Raw genomic sequence first — 19111 nt, forward strand, 5'->3', positions numbered from 1 at the left:
ACCTCAGTGGCAGGCAAGCACGCGGGTTCACCGGAGCCCGAGGAATTCGGTGAGTCGCCGCATCCGGAACCGCAGGATGCGGCGGAAGCGGATGTGCCGCCGCCACCTGTTGTGAACGTGCACCGAACGGGCTCCCGGCGGGTCTCCACCGTGCCGGCGCCGGGCAGTGACCCGACGCCTCAGGCGACGCCCGAGAGCACGCCGGTTCGTGCATCCGAGGACACCGACGAGGCCTGGGGCTCCCGCCCCTCGTCCGTGGGGGCCGCGGGCCCCAACGACGACCGCCTCAAACGCGACGTCCCACCCCACTGGTAACTCCTCGCGACTCGCCAAAAAGCGGCCTGTTTCCTTCACAATGCGCCATATTTTGGCGAGTCGCGAGGAGGGTCAGTGCTTCGGGGTGGTGGGGGAGGTGAGGGATTCGCCTGCGGCCGCGGCGCGCTCTGCGGCGAGCAGGTCGCGGATCTGGATGAGCAGCTCCGTCTCGGTGGGCGGCAACTCCTCGTTCTGCTCCTCGAGCGACTCGGCCGGGGTCTTCTTGAGGGCGAAGGCCGCCTTCTTGAGGTGGTTGATCGGAACCACGAACACGAAGTAGACGACGATGGCCACGAGCAAGAACTGGATGATCGCACCGAGCACGGAGCCGAACTTGATCTGGGCGTCGCCGACCGTGACGATGGCGATGCCGTCGAGCGTCTCGGCCTTGAAGATCGCGCCGATCAGTGGGTTGAAGATGTTCGTGACGATCGAGTTGACCACCGCGGTGAATGCAGCTCCGATGACCACCGCGACGGCCAGGTCGATGACATTTCCGCGGAGGATGAACTCCTTGAATCCTTTGATCATGCCGACAAGCCTATGGTGTGGTCTTCGGCGCGGAGGGTGTCGAGGAGGGCGTGGTGGAAGCGGGCGCGCTCGACGACTTCGACGAGTCGGAGGAGCTCGACGTGCCCGACGAGCTCGATGAACCGGAGCTGCTGCCGTCGCTCGACGACGACTTCGCGCGGGAGTCGGTGCGGTAGAAGCCGGACCCATTGAAGGTCACGCCCACCGGGCTGAACACCTTGCGCAGCTTGCCCCCGCACACCGGGCACTCGGTCAGGGTGTCGTCGGTGAAGGCCTGCTGGATGTCGAACGCGTTGTCGCACTCGGTGCAGCGGTAGGAGTAGGTGGGCACGGGAGCCTCCGGGAGAAGAGTGACGAGGTGGAACGGATGATCGCGCGAAGCGGTGGGGTTCAGGACGGGAAGCGCACGATCCTCGTGGGTGTGACGGCACCGTCGACGGGTGCGTCATGCACTTCGCGCGGCACCTCGTCCAGGATCTCATCGTCGAAGACCACCGCAAAAACGGGCGGGCACTTCTCCATCGAACCGAGCGTGCGGTCGAAGTAGCCGCGGCCCCAGCCCATCCGTGTGCCCCGCTTGTCGACGGCGGACGCGGGGATGAGGATGAGGTCGGCATCGTTGATGGCGATGGGCCCCAGAATGCCGCCCACGGGCTCAGGCAGGCCGTACAGGCCCTCGGTCTCCGTCTCGCCGTCACCCTCGGCCCAGTCGAGCAGACCGTCTTGCCGCGCGATGGGCAGCAGCACCCGTCGGCCGTGGGCCAGCGCCCAGTTGAGGAAGGGGCGGGTGTTGGGCTCGAAGGAGGTGGAGAGGTAGGCGGAGATGGTGCGGGCATCCGTCGCCGTGGCGAGTTCGATGAGCTTCTCGGTGAACCCCTCGTTGGCCGTGTCGACGACGTGGGCCGGGCGGGTGCGCCTGCGCTCGCGCAGTTCCGCGCGGAGCGCCCGCTTGTCGTGCGAGACGTCGTCGGAGGCCATGCGAGCAATTCTAGGCGCGCCCAGATGACGGGTGTGTTTCGTGCGGCGTTGACGAACCGGGAATCTGGCTACGCTGGTGACCATGGGGAAAAAACTGACCAAAGCTGTCATTCCGGCGGCGGGCCTCGGCACCCGCTTCCTTCCGGCCACCAAGGCGATGCCGAAGGAGATGCTGCCGGTGGTGGACAAGCCGGCCATCCAGTACGTGGTGGAGGAGGCCGTCGATGCCGGTCTCAACGACGTGCTCGTGGTGACGGGCCGCAACAAGGCCGCCATCGAGAACCACTTCGACCGGGTGTACGAACTGGAGTCCACGCTCGAGCAGAAGGGCAAGGGCGACATGCTCCGCGTGGTGAACGAGTCGACCTCGCTCGCCGAGATGCACTACGTGCGTCAGGGCGACCCGCTCGGCCTGGGCCACGCCGTGCTGCGCTCGCGCATGCACGTGGGCGATCAGCCCTTCGCGGTTCTGCTGGGTGACGACATCATCGACGCCCGCGACCCGCTTCTGAAGCGCATGATCGAGGTGCAGGAGAACCGGAGCGCGACGGTGATCGCGCTGATGGAGGTCGACCCGTCGATGACGCATCTCTACGGCGTCGCCTCGGTGGAGAAGACCGATGAAGACGACGTGGTGAAGGTCACCGGCCTCGTCGAGAAGCCCGAAGACGGCACCGCGCCGTCGAACCTGGCCGTGATCGGCCGTTATGTGCTGCAGCCCGAGGTGTTCGACATCCTGGAGAAGACGCCTCCCGGCAAGGGCGGCGAGATCCAGCTGACGGATGCGCTGCTCACGCTCGCGGCCGATGACTCGATCGCGAACGGCGTCTACGGCGTGGTGTTCCACGGCCGCCGGTACGACACGGGAGACAAGCTCGACTACATCAAGGCGATCGTGCAGCTGGCCAGCGACCGCAACGATCTCGGGCCCGACCTGCGGCCCTGGTTGAAGGACTTCGTGGCCGGTCTCTGACCCGCCGCGAATCCGAGCGCGACACACTCTCCGCGGCGCTCGCGCACGCGGTAGTGTTCGAGCAATGTTCGTACCCACACTCTCCGAGGGGCCGGTCTCGATCCGGCCGATCCGCGTTCGCGACGCCAAGCCGCTCGAACGCGAGCTCATCGAGAACCGCAGCTGGCTGCGCAAGTGGGAGGCCACCAACCCGCAGGGGCCGATGTCGTTCGATACCCGGGCGAGCATCCGATCGCTGCAGGCGAACGCGCGGGCGGGGCTGGGGCTGCCGTTCATCCTCGAGTACGACGGACAGCTCGCCGGTCAGTTGAACGTGTCGTCGATCAGTTACGGCTCGGTGGCCTCGGCATCGATCGGGTATTGGGTGTCGGAGCGGTTCGCCGGCAAGAACATCACGCCGATCGGGGTGGCGCTCGCGTCGGACTACTGCTTCTACTCGGTGGGCCTGCACCGGATCGAGATCTGCATCCGGCCTGAGAACGGGCCGAGCCTGCGCGTGGTGGAGAAGCTCGGCTTCCGCTACGAGGGTCTGCGACGGCGCTTCATCCACATCAACGGCGACTGGCGCGACCATTTCTGCTTCGCGCTCGTGCGCGAAGAACTGCCGGTGGGGGTGCTCCGACGCTGGCAGGAGGGGCGTATCCCTCCGGGCGACGGATCGGTGCCGGAGTCGGAGCGCATCGCGGCCCAGCGGCAGTTGCCGATCTAGCTGCGCTGCTGCTTCATTCCCGTGGCGGAGTGCGGGACACGCTCGCTGGCGTGCCGCGCTGTGAGCGTCTCTGCGCTTACCGTGGGGGAATGACAACGGAATGGCTCGGCGGAGGGTTCATGATCGCCCTCGCGGCGGTGCTGTGGCTCGTCTACCTGGTTCCGTCGTGGTTCCGCAGTCGGCAGTACCAGGCGACCGAGCGCAACGCGGTTCGGTTGCAACAGACCCTGCGCATCCTGGCCGAGACCGCCGAGGTGCCGCACGAGGTGCGCGTCGAAGCGAATGCCCGCAGCATCGCGGAGCAGGAGCGCGTGCTCAGGCATCGCGCCGCCGTGCGCGAGATCGAGACGGTGCCTGCGGCCGTGCGCACCGCCGACCGCATCCGCCGCTCCCGCGCCGTCACCGCTCTCGTTCTCGCGATCTCCGTCGTGGTGGCTGTGCTCGGAGGGGTGCAGGTGGTGTCGACCGGCACCTGGATCATCCTCGCCGCCGGCGTCATCGCCTCCGTCGTCAGTTTCACGATGATCCTGAAGCTCGCGAAGGCGGGCAGGCGGCTTCGGCTGCCGCGTCCCGCCGGACTGGTGTCGCCCCCGCTGGTCGACCACGGCGATGCCTTCGAGACCGCCGAAGCCGTGGCATCCGCCCCCGAAGAGGAGCAGGCCGGACTCGAGCAGGCCGACGACGACACGTCCTGGGTTCCGGTGGCCGTCCCTCGTCCCGCTTACCTCGCGCGCACGGCATCCGTTCCTCGGGGGCTCATCGACGACCTCGATGAGGAATCCGCGTCGGAGCAGGCCCCGGTCGACGTCGAGACGGATGCTGCCGCCCATCACGAGTCGCTCCGTCGCGCCGCCGCTGCGGCCGAGGCCGCGCTCCGCGAACGTCTGCGCCTCGAGCACGAGACGGTGGCCGAGCTTCCCTCCGCGACATCGGCGCCCGCATCCGTCGTGGAGCGACCCGTGCCCTCGCGCTTCGCCCGCATGGGCATCGTCGACGGCGACACCGCGCCGCACCTCGACCTCGACGCCGTGCTGGCCCGCCGCCGCGCCGGCTGATCCACCCGACGCCTCGTCGTGCGGTGGTATTCCGTGCCGGCGATACACCCTCCTCCTAGGATGACTGCATGAGCGACGCCGGAGTCCGACCCTCGCCGACCGCCACCAGCGCGGCGGGCACCTCATCCTCGATCGACCTCTCCAAACGCGATCTCACCCTCGACCTGGCGCGCGTGTTCTGCGTGCTGCTCGTGGTGGTGATCCACCTCCTCATGGTGGGAGTGGGTCTCGGGCCGGATGGGCAGGTGCTCGTCTCGCGGCCGCTCGAATCCCAGTGGTGGTTCGCGCCGGTCACGTGGGCGGGGCAGATCATGCCGCTGTTCTTCGTGGTGGGCGGATTCGCGTCGATCACCGCGTGGCGGAGTCTGGTGCGACGCGGAGGCACGGGCGTCGACTACGTGCGCGGCCGGGTGCTGCGTCTCGCGCAGCCGGCGCTGCCGCTGTTCATCTTCTACGCGGTGGTCATCGGCGGAGCGCGGCTCATCGGAGTCGACCCCGAACTGGTCGACGTCGCGGTGGTGGGGGCTGCTTCGCCGCTCTGGTTCCTGGCGGCCTACACACTGTGCCAGGCGCTCGTGCCGGTGATGGTGTCGTGGCACCAGCGTGCCCCACGGGCGACGCTCGTGGTGCTCTTCGTGGGTGCCGTCGTGGTCGACACGATCCGTTACTCGACCGGCATCGACGCGATCGGACTCGCGAACCTCTTCTTCGTCTGGCTGCTCGTGCAGCAGCTCGGCTTCTTCTACGCCGACGGATGGTTCGCCGCACGCCGCTGGTGGACCCTCGTGATCATCGCGGTGGTGGCCTACGCGTCGCTCGTGCCGATGACGGCCATCGGTCCCTACGCCGACGACATGCTCACGAACCTCAACCCGCCCACGGTGCCGCTGATCGCGCTCGCGGTGGCCCAGGCGTGCATCCTCCGCCTCCTGCGGCCCGCCCTGGCCCGGCTCATGAACACGCATGCGGCACGGGCGGTGGTGTTCCTCGTGGGCACGCGGCTCATGACGATCTACCTGTGGCACCTGCCGGTGATCCTCCTCATCTCGGGCATCGCGCTGCTCATCCCGGGCGCGAGCCCCGAGCCCGCCAGCCTCGTGTGGTGGTGGACGAGGCCTCTGATGTTCCTGCTCGTGATGGCGGCGGTCTTCGGGCTCTCGTTCCTCGTGGGCCGCTGGGAGGCTCCGCGGGAGTTCGGGCCCAAGCCGCCCACACCGGTGGTGGCGGTGGCGACGGTTCTGGCCTTCATCCCGCCCTTCGCGGTGATGGAGTTCTTCATGGATCTGCCCCTCGCGATCGGCGGCAGCGTGCTGCTCGCGGTGGCCGTGCTGCTGCTCGGGCGGTGGCCGGCGGCGAGTTCGCGTTCCGCCCCGATTTCGTCGTAGACTTTCGGGGTTGTCGTTTCGACGTCAGCGGGGCTATGGCGCAGTTGGTAGCGCGTCTCGTTCGCAATGAGAAGGTCCGGGGTTCGAATCCCCGTAGCTCCACCACAGAACCCCCGGGATCATCGCGATCCCGGGGGTTCTTGCGTTCGTGCGCCGATCGGAGTCGACGCGTGCGGGTCAGGCCTCCGGGATGTCGCGGCCGAACGTCTCGAGGGTCACGGCCTCGGGCGCCGGTCCACCACGAACGCCCGTGTCGAGGGCGTCGATCGCAGCGATCTGCTCGGGGCTCAGCTCGAAGTCGAAGACGTCGAAGTTCTCGGCGATGCGCTCGGGCTTCGTCGACTTCGGGATGACCGAGCGGCCGTCCTGGATGCCCCACCGCAGCATCACCTGAGCGGCGGACTTGCCGTGCGCATCCGCGATCTCCAGGATGGCCGGATCTTCGAGGGCGCTCTTGTCGGAATCGCGGTAATGCGTGATGCCGCCGATCGGCGACCACGCCTGGGTGAGGATTCCGCGCTCGGCGTGCAGGGCCTGCACCTCCTTCTGCTGGAAGTAGGGGTGCAGCTCGATCTGGTTGACCGCCGGCACGACGGCGGTCTCGGCGAAGAGCTTCTCGAAGTGCTCGGGCATGAAGTTGCTGACGCCGATTGCGCGCACCCGGCCGTCGGCGAGGAGTGTCTCGAGCGCCTTGAAGGCGTCGATCGTGAGGTCGAACCGGCCGGGGAGGGCCTGGTGCAGGATGAGGAGGTCGATCGTGTCGACGCCGAGCTTGCCGGCGCTCTTGTCGAAGGCGTGCAGTGTGGCGTCGTAGCCGAAGTCGTTGATCCACACCTTGGTCTCGATGAAGACGTCCTGCCGGCGCAGGCCGGAGCGGCGGATGCCCTCGCCGACCTCGCGCTCGTTGCCGTAGGCGGCTGCCGTGTCGATGTGGCGGTAGCCCGTGTTCAGGGCTGCTGCGACGGCGTCGGTGGTCTCATCCGGCGGGGTCTGGAAGACGCCGAGGCCGATCGTGGGGAGTTCGACGCCGTTGTTGAGCGTCAGGATGGGGACAGTCATCGTGATCTTCTTTCCTACTCGGTTCGCCACTCACGCTACGCCGCACCGGGCGCGACTGAGGGGCACTGATGGTACCCGCCTCCGGGGAAACCCGTGGCACGCTCCAGGTGCGGTGAGGCGGGGTGCCTTTCCTGAGGCGCGTCAGGCGGACGTTGGGGCGTCGAGGGCGTGGATGGCTTGCACGAGCGGCGCGAGCTCGGGGGTTCGGTCGGCCTCGGCCAGGGCCTCCTCGAGCACGGTATCGTGCACCGGGCGCGCCTTCTCGAGCAGGCGGTGGCCGGCGGTCGTGAGCTCGGTGTAGATGCCGCGGCGATCATCGGCGCACAGGATGCGCGTGAGAAGGTTGCGGTCTTCGAGACGGTTCACGAGACGCGTGGTGGCGCTGCTGCTCAGAGCTGCCGCTCGGGCGAGTTGCTGCATCCGCATGTGCCAGCCGTCTTGGCGGTTGAGGGCGTCGAGAACGGTGTATTCCACAACGGAGAGGCCCGCCTCGGCGCCGAGGGCCTGCTCGAGGCGTGTCTCGATGAGGCCGTGCAAGGCGGCGAGGGTGCGCCAGCCCTGGGCGCGGATCTCGACTGCATCGTCGGCGATGCCCATGGGTGTCTCCTTCCGGCGCGGGATACTTGCTTGCGCTATTAGCTAGCGTGTGCAACTATTTTACCCAGCGCCTGCAACTAATACTAGACGAGGAACACACTCATGCCCATCGGATTGATCGCACTCGCCATCGGCGGCTTCGGAATCGGCCTCACGGAATTCGTGATCGCCGGTCTGCTGCCCGAAGTGGCGGCCGACTTCGCCGTCGACGAAGCCACCGCGGGCTGGCTCATCACCGGCTACGCCCTGAGCGTGGCGGTGGGCGCCATCGCCCTCACCCTTCTCGTCACCCGCCTTCCGCGCAAGCAGGTTCTGATGGGGCTCCTCGGCCTCTTCATCCTGGGCAACCTCGTGTCGGCCATCGCCCCCGACTACTCCGTGATGCTGCTCGGCCGCATCATCGCCGCCCTGTGCCACGGCGCCTTCTTCGGCATCGGCGCGGTCGTGGCGGCCGACATGGTCGCCCCCGAGAAGCGCTCCGGCGCCATCGCCATCATGTTCACAGGACTCACCCTGGCCAACGTCCTGGGCGTGCCATTCGGCACCTTCGTGGGCCAGGCCTTCGGCTGGCGCGCCACCTTCTGGGCCATCACCGTCATCGGCGTCGTCGCTCTGGCCGGCATCGCCGCCCTCGTGCCCGCCCGCACCGGCAACGCGGATGCCCCGGCACTCAGTGTGCGGCGGGAGCTCAGCGCGTTCCGCTCCCGCCAGGTGTGGCTCTCGATCATCGTGACGATCCTCGGCTTCGGCGGCATGTTCGGCGCCTTCACCTACATCGCCTACACGCTCACCGGTGTCTCGGGATTCGATGCATCCGTCGTGCCGTGGTTGCTCGTGGTGTTCGGCGTGGGGCTGTTCGCGGGCAACCTCCTCGGGGGCAGGCTCGCGAGTCGCTCGATCGACGGAACCCTGATCGCGCTGCTCGCCGGCCTCACCGTGGTGATGGTGGCGTTCGCCCTCCTGGCCGCCAACCCGGTGGCGACGGTGATCGCCCTGGTGCTCATGGGGGCGTTCGCGTTCGGCACCGTGCCGGGCCTGCAGACCCGGGTGATGGTCCACGCGGAGCACGCGCCCACACTGGCTTCGAGCGCCAACATCGCCTCGTTCAACGTGGGCAACGCGCTCGGCGCCTGGATCGGCGGCCTCGCCATCGCCGCGGGGCTCGGCTACACCTCCCCGATCTGGGCCGGCGCCGCCATGACGGCGGTCGCCCTCGGGGTGATGGTGTTCGCAGCCACCCGCCGCTCGGCGAAGCCCGCCGGGACCGTTGGGGCGCAGTCTGCGCCTGCGTCGGCCGTGGCCTCGGCGACTGGCGCGACCCCGCTCGCGCAGTAGTGGTGGTCGCGGGTGCTGCGCGTCGTCTGCGGGGGCGTCGGCCACCGGTGACGCTGCTCCCCGCGGTGACTCAGCTCGTGGGTGCTTGAGTCCTGTGCTCTGGTGCTGCTGATTGTGGTGGGGTGCGCATCCGTCGCGACTCGGCGGTCGGAGACCGGAGGTCGGGGCTCGGAGGCCGGGGCTCGGAGACCGGAGGCCGGGGCTCGCTGAGCGGCCCCATCCGCTCGGCGTCGCGCGCTACTTGAGGAGGCGGGAGAGCACTCGGTCGGCCAGTGGCTTGCCGCCCGTCTGGCAGGTGGGGCAGTACTGCAGGCTCGAGTCGGCGTAGGTGACCTGCCGCACGGTGTCGCCGCACACGGGGCAGACCTCGCCCGTGCGACCGTGCACCTGGAGGTTCGACTTCTTCTCGCGCTTCAGCTCGGAGGCCGCGAGGCCGTCGGCGCGCTCGATCGCGCCGCGGAGGGTCGACTGCACCGCGGCGTAGAGGAGTGACGCCTCATCCGGGGTCATGGCCGCGGGCTTGAAGGGCGACATCCGTGCCGCGTGCAGGATCTCGTCGGAGTAGGCATTGCCGATGCCCGCGATCACCGACTGGTTGCGCAGCACTCCCTTGATCTGCGAGCGGCCCGCAGCCGCCAGGATGCCCGCGAACACCTCCTCGGTGAACCCGGGCTCGAGCGGGTCGGGGCCGAGGCGCGCGATGCCCGGCACCTCGGCGGGATCGCGCACGAGGTACAGAGCGAGCGACTTCTTGGTGCCGGCCTCGGTGATGTCGAGCCCCGACCCGGATGCGCCGAGCCCGTCGTCGGCCAGCACGAGCCGAGCGGCGAGCGGTCCCTTCGACGGGCGACCGGAGGGCGGGGGAGGAGGGCCCTCGCGCCAGCGGATCCAGCCCGCGCGGGCGAGGTGGAGTACGAGGTGCAGGTCGCCGATCTCGAAATCGAGGAACTTGCCGTGCCGCGACACCCCGCGAACGACTTCGCCGGCCACGGCGGATGCGGGCGGATCGAACGTCTTGAGCGCGGCGAACGACACCAGGTCGAAGCGCTCCACGGTGCGCCCGCTGAGGCGCGCCCCGAGGTCGCCCACGAGCGCATGCACCTCAGGCAACTCCGGCATGCCCCCAGTCTCCCCCCACCCCCCCCCGACACCCGCCAAACCTCCTCGCGACTCGCCAATATCCGTTCAAAGTGCGCAGATCTAGGCCTGATTTTGGCGAGTCGCGAGGAGGGAGGGTGAGGGAGGGGGAGGGCTACAGCACGAAGAGCATCTCCTGGTAGGTGGGGAGCGGCCAGAGGTCGTCGGCCACGATCTCCTCCAGGGAGTCGGCCGCGGCGCGCACGGCGAGCATCGCGGGCAGGAGCGTTGCCGCGTGCTGGGCCTCCGCGAGCGCGGAGTGGCCGTCATCCGACGCCAGCGACGTCTTCAGTGAGGCCAACGACGAGCGGAGCGCCGCGACCGCCGCCGACACCTCGTCGAGCGGAGCGGTGTCGGGCTCGACCCCGGCCGCCTTCAGCGCCACCACGTTCTGTGCCACCTCGGTCTGGTGCCGCACGGCCGCGGGCAGCACGATCGTGGTTCCCATCTCGAGCGTGAGGCGCGCCTCGACGCCGATCGTGAGCGCGTACTGCTCCAGGCCGATCTCGTAGCGCGAGTGCATCTCGCGCTCATTGAACACCTTGTACTTCGAGAACAGCTCGAGCGCCTCGGGCGTGATCAGCTCGGGCAGGGCGTCGAGCGTGGTCTTGAGGTTCGCGAGACCGCGCTTCTCCGCCTCGATGGGCCAGGCATCCGCATAACCGTCGCCGTTGAACACCACGGCACCGTGCTCGGTGATGATCTCGGTGAGCAGCGCCTGCACGGCCTCGTCGAAGTCGGTGCCGGATGCCACGGCCTCCTCGAGCGCGGTGGCCACGTAGTCGAGCGAGTCGGCCATGATCGTGTTGATCGTCACCATCGGCCCCGAGACCGTCTGCATCGAGCCCGGCGCGCGGAACTCGAAGCGGTTGCCGGTGAAGGCGAACGGGCTCGTGCGGTTGCGGTCTCCGGGGTCGGTGGGCAGGTGGGGCAGCGTGTCGACGCCGATCACCATCGTGCCCTTGCCCTTCGACGACTTGGCCGGCCCCTGCGCGATCTGCTCGAAGATGTCGGCGAGCTGGTCGCCGAGGAAGATCGAGATGATGGCCGGGGGAGCCTCGTTGGCGCCCAGACGGTGATCGTTGGTGGCGGATGCGACCGACGCGCGCAGCAGGCCGGCGTACTTGTGCACGGCGCGGATGACGGCGGCGCAGAACACGAGGAACTGCGCGTTGTCGTGCGGGTTGTCGCCCGGTACCAGCAGGGAGCCGAGCTCGGAGTTGCCCAGGGAGAAGTTGACGTGCTTGCCCGATCCGTTGACGCCCTGGAAGGGCTTCTCGTGGAACAGGATCTCCATGCCGTGCTTCTTGGCGATGGTCTTGAACGTGGTCATGAGCAGCTGCTGGTGGTCGGCCGCGATGTTGCCGCGCTCGAACATCGGAGCGATCTCGAACTGGCCGGGGGCCACCTCGTTGTGACGCGTCTTCGCCGGGATGCCGAGCTTGAACAGCTCGCGCTCGGTGTCCATCATGAAGCCGAGCACGCGCTCCGGGATGGCACCGAAGTAGTGGTCGTCGAACTCCTGGCCCTTGGGCGGCTTGGTGCCGAAGAGCGTGCGGCCCGCGTTCATGAGGTCGGGGCGGGCGAGGAAGAAGTGGCGGTCGACCAGGAAGTACTCCTGCTCGGGGCCGCAGAAGGAGACGACCTTCTCGATGTCGGTGTGCCCGAAGAGCGCCAGGATGCGCTCGGCGTGCTCGCCCATCGCCTGCTGCGAGCGGAGCAGCGGCGTCTTGTGGTCGAGGGCCTCACCCGTCATCGACACGAACACCGTCGGGATGCAGAGGGTGTTGCCATTGGGGTTCTCGAGCACATAGGCGGGGCTCGTGACATCCCAGCCCGTGTAGCCACGGGCCTCGAACGTGTTGCGCAGCCCGCCGTTGGGGAAGCTGGAGGCATCGGGCTCGCCCTGCACGAGGGTCTTGCCGGCGAACTCGGCGAGGGCCGATCCGTCGCCGGTGGGCTCGAAGAAGGAGTCGTGCTTCTCGGCAGTGAGACCGGTGAGCGGATAGAACACGTGGGCGTAGTGGGTGGCGCCCTTCTCGAGCGCCCAGTCCTTCATGGCGCTCGCCACGGCATCCGCCACCAGGGGGTCGAGGCTCGCGCCCTTCTCGATGGTGGAGATCACCGACTTGTAGACGGATTTCGGCAGGCGCTTCTGCATCACGGCCTTGCTGAACACGTTCTCGCCGAAGACCTCGCCGGGCGCTTCGGATTCGTCGAAGCTGTGCGCAGGAGGGACGTATGCCTCCACGTCGCGGATGGCCTGCATTCGAACGGCATTACCACTCATCTGAATCTCCCTCGGCGCGGCGCGGCCTCTGGGTCCGAGGCTGTAGTCGGACACCGCTCCCTCAATCTAGGGATGTGTCATGGCGGGCTTGTTTCGGGCGTGTGACGGTTTGAATCCGCGTGATTCCGGGGATCTCGCCCGGTGCCGCCGTGCTGTCGCCCGATCGGGGGACGTCAGGGCAAGCGGCGAAGAGTGTTCTCGGGATCAAGCTTCTGCAGCATCGCCTGCATGATGTCGTCGAGCTGGCGGAGCTGCTCGTCGCTGAGCACGTCGATCACGTGGGCACGCACGTTCTCGACGTGACCCGGGGCGGTGGCGACGACCTTCTGCCAGCCCGCCTCCGTCAGGTGCGCATTGGTGGCGCGCCGGTCTCCGGGGCACGGCACCCGTTCCACGTAGCCGCGTGCCTCGAGGCGGCTGACGACGTGCGAGAGACGGGGGAGCGTGGAGTTCGTCGTGGCGGCGAGTGCCGTCATCCGCAAGAGGCGCTCGGGGCTCTCGGAGAGCTTGGCCATCACGAGGTACTCGAAGTGGGTGAGCTGCGCGTCGCGCTGCAGCTGTGAGTCGAGAACGGTGGGCAGCAACTCCACCACGGCCTCGAGCCGGATCCACGCCCTGAGCTGCTCGGGGGTCAGCCAGCGCGTGTTCTCCATGGCCTCCAGTCTAAGTCACTTGTAGATACAACTAAAGCGGCGTAGTGTTCTGATTATTAGTTGTAGCAACAACTAAAATCATCGGAGAGCAGGAGTCACCATGTCAGACATCACCATCATCGGCGCCGGGTCCATGGCGGGAGCCATCGCGGCGCTCGCCGCCAAGGGAGGCCGCAGTGTGCAGGTGCTCGCACGCGATGCGGATGCCGCAGCGGCGGTCGCCGGGCCGCTCGAGGGCGCGACATCCGGAACCGTCGGAGACGATCTCGCCAGCGAGATCGTGGTTCTCGCCGTGCCGTACCCGGCCGTGGCCGACCTGCTCGCCGCGTATGAGGGCCGCCTGAACGGGAGCGTTCTCGTCGACATCACGAACCCCCTCGACTTCTCGACGTTCGACTCGCTCGTGGTGCCCGCCGACGGATCGGCCGCCGCCGAGATCGCCGCGGCCGTGCCGGGGGCCCGCGTGCTCAAGGCCTTCAACACGACGTTCGCCTCGACGCTCGCGAGCGGTTCGGTCGGCGACGCGCAGCCGACGACGGTGCTGATCGCGGGCGACGATGCAGCGGCGAAGGCGGCGCTCGCTGCGATCGTGACGGATGGCGGCCTCCGCGCCGTCGACGCCGGCGCCCTGTCGCGGGCTCGCGAGGCCGAGGCGCTCGGCTTCCTCCAGCTCACGCTCGCAGCGCAGGAGAAGATCGCCTGGACGGGCGGCTTCGCCCTCATCTGACCCTCCCTCCCTCCCAGATCCGTCACTTTTTGCTCAAATCCGCCCAGTTTCGAACAGATTCTGACGGATCTGCAGGGTGGGGGTGCGCGGGTTCGTCACTTTTTGTTCGAGAATGCGCGCATTTGAACAAATACTGACGGATCTGGGAGGGGGTCAGCGGGCGAGGGTGAGGAGCTGCCACTGGCGCACGCGGCCCGGCCGCGTCGCCGCACAGGTGGAGAGGAGCGGATCGGAGAGCGCCTCGGTGAGGTCGACCGTGATCGTTCCTTCATCGTCGTGCAGTCGCACCGTCCAGCGGGCGTGGCCCTCGCCGCCGTCGTGCCAGGCCTCATCGAGCGGCGCATACGCCTCGATACGCGTGTCACCGAACCGTTCGCGCGCGAAATGCTGAGCGGCCTGCACCGGATGCGTCAGCGAACTCCGCCCCCGGAACCACTCCTCCTCGACCCGCCCGTCGAGATAGCTCTCGGCGATGCGGGCGGCATCGCCGTCATCCACTCGCCCGTAGTAGAGGCCGTGCGGGAAGAGCACCATGGTTCCGGCGAAGCGGTCGCCGCCGAGGTGCGAGCACTCCCAGGTCTCTTCGGGGTAGGCCTCGGCGAGGCGCGCCACCACCTGGCGCCCGCGCACGGCGCAGCACTGGTCGTGCCGAGCATGTGCGCACACGGCGAAGAGCGGTTGGTCGGATGCGGCTCCCGAGCTGCCGTCGAGCGGCACGTCGAGGAGGTCGTGCGGGTCGGCCACCTCGCCCCACCGAACGGTCTCGTGGCCGGGTCGTGAGTCGACGAACGCCCAGCGCCAGCGCTGCTGGGTTCCCCGCGCGCCGCCCGGGCGGTCGACGCGCTCAGGGTGACGACCGGTGCGGCGGATGGCGAGCGGGCGCATGCCGGCGCTCTCGATGCGCTTCACCAGAGCGGCGCCCAGCTCGACGTCGAAGGGCGGGTCGAGCAGGGCGCGCGTACCCCACGCGCCTTCGTACTCGACGAGGAACCACTGAAGCCCCCGCCCCCCTGTGGCCGCGAGCGGATCGTCGCGCTCGCGCGACCGATCGCTGCACGGCAGCCACTCCGGCGCCTCGCCCGTCTCGGCCTCGCCTGGCGAGGGAGCGCCCGTGGAGGGCAGTCGGCTGGCGCTCACCGCGCCCCACCGTGCGCGCACAGAGGGCGGGTGGCCAACCGGCATCCAGCGGGGTTCTCTCCATCGCGCGCAAACCGGCGAGACTCCAGAGTGCCCCTCGCCTGAGTCGGAGGAGTTCCGAGACGGATTCCTGCCGTGACTCCTCCGTGTCGTGCGAGCGGGCGAGGCTCCTCCGTTCCGCGAGGATGCGTCGTGATCACGCCGGAACCAGGATGCCCTCGCGCAGCAGGCGGCGCGCCACGACGATCGCGCTGGCGAGGTCGAGGCCCGGGAGGTCGGCGAGTGCCACCACGCCGCCGTCGTGCAGGCGGCGCACGGCGTCGGCGGCCTCGGCGGGCAGGGAGACGGTCTTCGTCGACGTGCGGATGCGCACCGAATCACCATCGGTGGAGAGCTCGACCGAGGCGTGCAGTGAGCCGCGCCACCGCACGCGGGAGCCCGCATCCAGGGCCGCGATGAAGTCGACCGTCGCCAGGGGCGACACCGGTTCGGGCCGCGTGGCGGAGGCGAACCGCGAGGCGAGGCGCTGCGAGACGGTGACGGCCGCATCCGTCGAGGGAAGAGCGCCGGCACCGCCCGAGGTCTGGCCGGACAGGGCACCGAACGCCTCCTGCATCGCGGCCAGTGTCTCGTCGACCACCGGGCGAAGCGCCTCAGGGTCGGAGAAGTCGAGGCCGGCGGGGAGCGAGGAGCGCAGCGCGGCGACATCGCTGAGCGAGGCGATCAGCGCCTGGACCACGTCGGCCCGCGTGTAGGCGGCCACGCCGATGGTGAGGTGCACGCTGGTACCCCCGAGGGCCTCGGCCGAGTGGATCCAGCCGCGCGGGAGATAGAGCGCGTCGCCGGGGCGGAACACCGCGTCGATGACGGGCTCGTGTGTGGCGGCCTCGGCCACGGCGTCGCGATGATCGCCCCAGGGCTGGTCACGCAGGGGATCGGGGTGGACAGGGGCGTGGATGCGCCAGTGCTTCTCACCGGCGATCTGAAGCACGAACACGTCGTGCACGTCGTAATGCGGGTCGAACCCGCGTGACGAGGCGGGGGTGATGTAGGCGTTCACCTGGATCGGATGCCCGAGGTCGTCGACCAGACGCCGGGTGAAGTCGATCAGTGGCGGCCAGGTGCGATGCAGGCCCTGGAGCACGATCGTGGCGCCCGCGGCGAACTCGGCGAGAACCTTCTCGGAGCTCACCTGGTCGCCGACCTCGGCACCGAATCCGCCGGGAGCGGTGTACGCAGCAGGCGAGAGCACGGAGCCCTCGTGAGCCATGCGGATGAACGGGGTGCGCAGTCCGCGCTCGCTCACCAGTTCGTCGACCGCGGCTTCGGTGATCAGGTCGTCGAACGACTCGGGCAGTGTCTCCGCTCGCGACAGGAGGGGACCGCGGCCCCAGAACTCCCGGTCGAACTCCGCCGGAGCCACCGAGATGCAACGGGAGAGCGCGGGCCGGGCGACCGGCCCGCGCTCGAAGACGCTCGTCACGCCGAGCCGTCGGCCCCGCCGTCGTGGCCGTCGGGGTTGGCGCCGCCATCGGCGGTGCCCTCTCCCTCGTCGGCCGAGCCGTCGGCTCCGCCGTCGTGGCCGTCGGGGTTCGCGCCGCCGTCGGCCGGACCTTCGCCGCCCGCAGCCGAGCCGTCGGCTCCGCCGTCGTGCCCGCCCGGGTTCGCGCCGCCGTCAGCGGTTCCCTCTCCGCCCGCTGCCGCGTCGGTCGTGATGTCGTCGTCGTCGATTGCCATCTGGATCTCCTCTCACCGGCGGCATGGTGCCGTCGCTCGAAGCGTACGCCCGGCATCCGACGTCGCGCATCCTCCTGGCGTCACGGATAGACACCGCGGTGGGACCCGGTTGGAGACTTGTCGGCTCGCGATGTGACGTGATAGGTGTCGACGAACCAGCCCTCCGAAGGCCCATCCGACGGCAGGCGCATGCGGGAGGTCTTGATTTCCGCCGGACACGGGACCACTGTTGTCTAGTCTGTCCATACGCATGGCAGGATCGGGTGATGACGCAGTCGAGGGAGGGTCTTGGTCCAGGCGATTGAGAGGGACTCTGAGGTTCCCTATTACGAGCAGCTGTTCGCGATTCTGCGCGAGCAGGTCATGGCAGGGGAGTTCGACGACGGCGAGAGACTGCCCAGCGAGCTCGAGTTGTGTCGCGAGTACGGTTTGTCCCGTGCCACGGTTCGGCAGACCTTCCTGAAGCTCGAGAGCGAGGGGTACGCGCGCCGCGTGCCACGGCGGGGCGTCTTCGCGGCGAAACCCTCGGAGTCGTCGGGATGGACCATCCAAGACCCGCAGGGCTTCCTCGAATCTCAGATCCAGCACGGCCAGGTCGGGATCGAGACGGCGGTGCTGCGGGCCCAGTTCGTGGTTCCGCCCGAGCATGTCTCCCAACTGCTCGACACGGGCGCCGCTGAGAAGGTGTTCGAACTCGTGCGGGTGCGTTCCCGCGAGGGAAAGCCGGCGATGTACAGCACGAACTGGTTCCCCGGCCCCAGCGGCGAGGTGGTCTCCAAGGCGGCGGATGTTCTCGACGGCTCCGGATCCGTCAACCAGGCCCTGCGCGGTGCCGGGTACGTCACGGCGGGTGCCCGCCGCGTCGTGCATGCGCTGCGCACCCCGCCCGAGATCGCCGATGCTCTCGGCGTGGACAACGACGAGCCCATTCTGAGAGTCGGGTCGCTGTCGTGGGACCACGAGGCGACCCGGTTCGACTACTACGAGACCTGGGTGCTCACCGACGTGGTGCCACTCGAGGTGAACGTCGCCGCGAGCTGAGTGCCGCCGAGCGCTCGCGCCGGATCCGGCTCCCAGCCTCGCGCCTTCGCCGCCAGGAGCGCCGCGCCCACGGCCGTGACCTCGGGCTCGAGGATGGCTGCGGTGCGGTATCCGTTCACGGCGGTCTTGATCTCGACCCAGCCGGGGGAGCGCACCCAGCCGCCGGCCAGGCGCACCTCGCTGCCGGCACCCGCGCGGGCGTCGAGGGCGGGGGCACTCGTCCCGCCGCCGGGAGTTCCGGCGGTCGATCCCACCGCGTCGAGCCCGCCCACGAGGGCCGCCCGCACGGCATCCACAGCGTCCCTCCCCGCGCATGCCAGCGCCCCGAGCACCGCCGAGGCCCGTGCCAGCGGATCGCGCGGGGCATCGAGCGCGTACATCGGCCGGCCGCCGCCTCTGCTGCCCGGTACGAAGAATCCGTCTTCCAGCACGGGAACCGGCGCCGCACCTCCCTCGAGCAGCGCCCTCAGCTGCCGTGCCACGGCCGGGTCCTGGGCCGCCCACTCCACGTTGCGACTGAGTTCCTCCACCCGGAGCAGTGTGGCGCCTGCCGACCGGATGCCGGGTGCGACATCGATGCCCTCGCGCCGACCGGCCACGGGCCGAGGCGACTGAGCCACCACCACCTCGGCGGTGCCCATCGAGTCCAGCACCGCTCCCGGCACCAGTTGGTCGACGCCCCAGCCCCCGATCGGATGGTCGTGCCCACCGGCCACGACCATCGCGTCGGCCGCCAGTAGTCCGGCCGCTCGCAGCACGGCGGAGTCGAGTGCACCCACGGGCTCGCCGGTGCTCACGACCGGCGGAAGAAGAGAGGACGTGCCCAGGGTGAGCGCAACCCGCTCGTCGGCCCAGGCGCGGTCGCGCGAGCGCCATGCCCCCGTGCGGGAAGCCAACGTGTCGCTGAGGAACGGCCGACCACTCCAGCGCACACCGGCGAGGTCGCTGAGCGCCACCCAGCTCGCCGCCGAATCGGCACCCGGCTGGCGGCGGGCCCAGCTCCAGCCCACCAGCGTGCGCACCGGATCCGCGGCGGTGTCGAACTCCCCGTCTGCCACGAGCTGGGGCTCGAACGTGCGGTAGATACGGTTGCGCCGGGGGTCGAACCAGGCCAGTGCTTTGGTGAGCGGATAGAGCGCCGCATCCACGAGCACGCCGTCTTCGCCCACTCCGGCGGAACAGATCGCGTGCACCTCGAAGCGCTGCCCGCACACCTCGAGCACCATCTCCTCGACCGCCGCGAAGAGGGCATCCGCGTCGATCCAGAGCCCTTCGGCATCGCGAGGGGTGCGCCGTACGGCGCGCGCCACCACGGTGCCCTCGCGGTCGAGCGCCACCACCTTGGCGTTGGTGCTGCCGATGTCGACACCGCACGCGACGGGAGTTCTGAGGGTGCTCACAGCCTCTCCCTCCGCGCGATTCCGGGGCCGTAGTGATCCTACTGGCGTGCGG

General features: G+C 69.2%; 20 protein-coding genes and 1 tRNA gene. 9 read left to right on the top strand and 12 right to left on the bottom strand.

Annotation, left to right across the window (positions count from 1 at the left end):
* The first annotated feature begins 6 nt into the window (after nt 1-6).
* Nucleotides 7-315 (top strand): hypothetical protein, encoded by a 309-nt coding sequence (locus tag EPO52_RS15785; protein WP_290808383.1) that lies wholly within the window; start codon nt 7-9, stop codon nt 313-315.
* Between the two features lie 72 nt (nt 316-387).
* Here EPO52_RS15785 and mscL read toward each other — a convergent pair whose 3' ends face one another.
* Genes mscL through EPO52_RS15800 form a run of 3 tightly spaced genes read right to left on the bottom strand, consistent with a single transcriptional unit; the run spans nt 388 to nt 1824 of the window.
* Entirely contained in the window at nt 388-846 is a 459-nt protein-coding gene (mscL, locus tag EPO52_RS15790) for a large conductance mechanosensitive channel protein MscL (RefSeq protein ID WP_290808386.1), read from the bottom strand.
* 10 nt (nt 847-856) lie between these two features.
* On the bottom strand, nt 857-1177 hold the full coding sequence (locus EPO52_RS15795; protein ID WP_290808389.1) for an FmdB family zinc ribbon protein: 321 nt from the start codon (nt 1175-1177) through the stop codon (nt 857-859).
* A 59-nt stretch (nt 1178-1236) separates the two neighbouring features.
* A complete protein-coding gene (locus EPO52_RS15800) occupies nt 1237-1824 on the bottom strand; it encodes a 5-formyltetrahydrofolate cyclo-ligase (protein WP_290808392.1) in 588 nt (195 codons plus the stop codon).
* A gap of 82 nt (nt 1825-1906) precedes the next feature.
* Between EPO52_RS15800 and galU the strand changes: the two genes are divergently transcribed.
* The 5 genes from galU (at nt 1907) to EPO52_RS15825 (ending at nt 6051) form a co-directional block, all read left to right on the top strand.
* Entirely contained in the window at nt 1907-2797 is an 891-nt protein-coding gene (gene galU / locus EPO52_RS15805; protein ID WP_290808395.1) for a UTP--glucose-1-phosphate uridylyltransferase GalU, read from the top strand.
* 64 nt (nt 2798-2861) lie between these two features.
* Nucleotides 2862-3506 carry a GNAT family protein gene (locus tag EPO52_RS15810; RefSeq protein ID WP_290808398.1) on the top strand — a complete coding sequence of 215 codons (645 nt, stop codon included), beginning with the start codon at nt 2862-2864 and terminating at the stop codon, nt 3504-3506.
* Nucleotides 3507-3595: 89 nt separating this feature from the next.
* Entirely contained in the window at nt 3596-4561 is a 966-nt protein-coding gene (locus EPO52_RS15815; protein WP_290808401.1) for a hypothetical protein, read from the top strand.
* 68 nt (nt 4562-4629) lie between these two features.
* Nucleotides 4630-5946: an acyltransferase gene (locus EPO52_RS15820; protein WP_290808404.1), complete on the top strand. Its 1317-nt coding sequence runs from the start codon at nt 4630-4632 to the stop codon at nt 5944-5946.
* A 29-nt stretch (nt 5947-5975) separates the two neighbouring features.
* Nucleotides 5976-6051 (top strand) — tRNA-Ala (locus tag EPO52_RS15825).
* A 72-nt stretch (nt 6052-6123) separates the two neighbouring features.
* Here EPO52_RS15825 and EPO52_RS15830 read toward each other — a convergent pair.
* Nucleotides 6124-7005: an aldo/keto reductase gene (locus tag EPO52_RS15830; protein ID WP_290808407.1), complete on the bottom strand. Its 882-nt coding sequence runs from the start codon at nt 7003-7005 to the stop codon at nt 6124-6126.
* 141 nt (nt 7006-7146) lie between these two features.
* A complete protein-coding gene (locus EPO52_RS15835) occupies nt 7147-7602 on the bottom strand; it encodes a MarR family transcriptional regulator (protein WP_290808410.1) in 456 nt (151 codons plus the stop codon).
* A gap of 102 nt (nt 7603-7704) precedes the next feature.
* Here EPO52_RS15835 and EPO52_RS15840 point away from each other — a divergent pair, with 102 nt between their 5' ends.
* On the top strand, nt 7705-8937 hold the full coding sequence (locus EPO52_RS15840; RefSeq protein WP_290808413.1) for an MFS transporter: 1233 nt from the start codon (nt 7705-7707) through the stop codon (nt 8935-8937).
* A 237-nt stretch (nt 8938-9174) separates the two neighbouring features.
* Here the strand turns inward: EPO52_RS15840 and EPO52_RS15845 are convergent, their stop codons facing one another.
* The 3 genes from EPO52_RS15845 to EPO52_RS15855 all read right to left on the bottom strand — a co-directional run bounded on the left by EPO52_RS15845 (nt 9175) and on the right by EPO52_RS15855 (nt 13017).
* A complete protein-coding gene (locus EPO52_RS15845) occupies nt 9175-10056 on the bottom strand; it encodes a DNA-formamidopyrimidine glycosylase family protein (protein WP_290808416.1) in 882 nt (293 codons plus the stop codon).
* 133 nt (nt 10057-10189) lie between these two features.
* Nucleotides 10190-12364: a glutamine synthetase III gene (locus tag EPO52_RS15850; RefSeq protein WP_290808418.1), complete on the bottom strand. Its 2175-nt coding sequence runs from the start codon at nt 12362-12364 to the stop codon at nt 10190-10192.
* Nucleotides 12365-12537: 173 nt separating this feature from the next.
* Nucleotides 12538-13017, bottom strand: a complete 480-nt coding sequence (locus EPO52_RS15855) for a MarR family winged helix-turn-helix transcriptional regulator (protein WP_290808421.1) — start codon at nt 13015-13017, stop codon at nt 12538-12540.
* Nucleotides 13018-13117: 100 nt separating this feature from the next.
* On the opposite strand from EPO52_RS15855, the gene EPO52_RS15860 reads away from it, so the two are divergent.
* Nucleotides 13118-13744 carry an NAD(P)-binding domain-containing protein gene (locus EPO52_RS15860; RefSeq protein ID WP_290808424.1) on the top strand — a complete coding sequence of 209 codons (627 nt, stop codon included), beginning with the start codon at nt 13118-13120 and terminating at the stop codon, nt 13742-13744.
* Nucleotides 13745-13897: 153 nt separating this feature from the next.
* Here the strand turns inward: EPO52_RS15860 and EPO52_RS15865 are convergent, their stop codons facing one another.
* The 3 genes from EPO52_RS15865 to EPO52_RS15875 all read right to left on the bottom strand — a co-directional run bounded on the left by EPO52_RS15865 (nt 13898) and on the right by EPO52_RS15875 (nt 16618).
* Nucleotides 13898-14881 (bottom strand): sucrase ferredoxin, encoded by a 984-nt coding sequence (locus EPO52_RS15865; RefSeq protein ID WP_290808427.1) that lies wholly within the window; start codon nt 14879-14881, stop codon nt 13898-13900.
* A gap of 196 nt (nt 14882-15077) precedes the next feature.
* Entirely contained in the window at nt 15078-16364 is a 1287-nt protein-coding gene (locus EPO52_RS15870) for a cupin domain-containing protein (protein ID WP_290808430.1), read from the bottom strand.
* Nucleotides 16361-16618 (bottom strand): BatC protein, encoded by a 258-nt coding sequence (locus EPO52_RS15875; RefSeq protein WP_290808433.1) that lies wholly within the window; start codon nt 16616-16618, stop codon nt 16361-16363. Before EPO52_RS15875 ends, EPO52_RS15870 begins: the two co-directional genes overlap by 4 nt.
* 288 nt (nt 16619-16906) lie before the next feature.
* Between EPO52_RS15875 and EPO52_RS15880 the strand changes: the two genes are divergently transcribed.
* A complete protein-coding gene (locus tag EPO52_RS15880) occupies nt 16907-17659 on the top strand; it encodes a GntR family transcriptional regulator (protein ID WP_290808435.1) in 753 nt (250 codons plus the stop codon).
* On the opposite strand, the gene EPO52_RS15885 is transcribed toward EPO52_RS15880, so the two are convergent.
* On the bottom strand, nt 17599-19059 hold the full coding sequence (locus EPO52_RS15885; protein ID WP_290808438.1) for an FGGY family carbohydrate kinase: 1461 nt from the start codon (nt 19057-19059) through the stop codon (nt 17599-17601). The genes EPO52_RS15880 and EPO52_RS15885 overlap by 61 nt on opposite strands.
* Nucleotides 19060-19111: the final 52 nt, after the last annotated feature.

The sequence above is a fragment of the Herbiconiux sp. genome, assembly GCF_004297105.1.
Lineage (GTDB): Bacteria > Actinomycetota > Actinomycetes > Actinomycetales > Microbacteriaceae > Herbiconiux.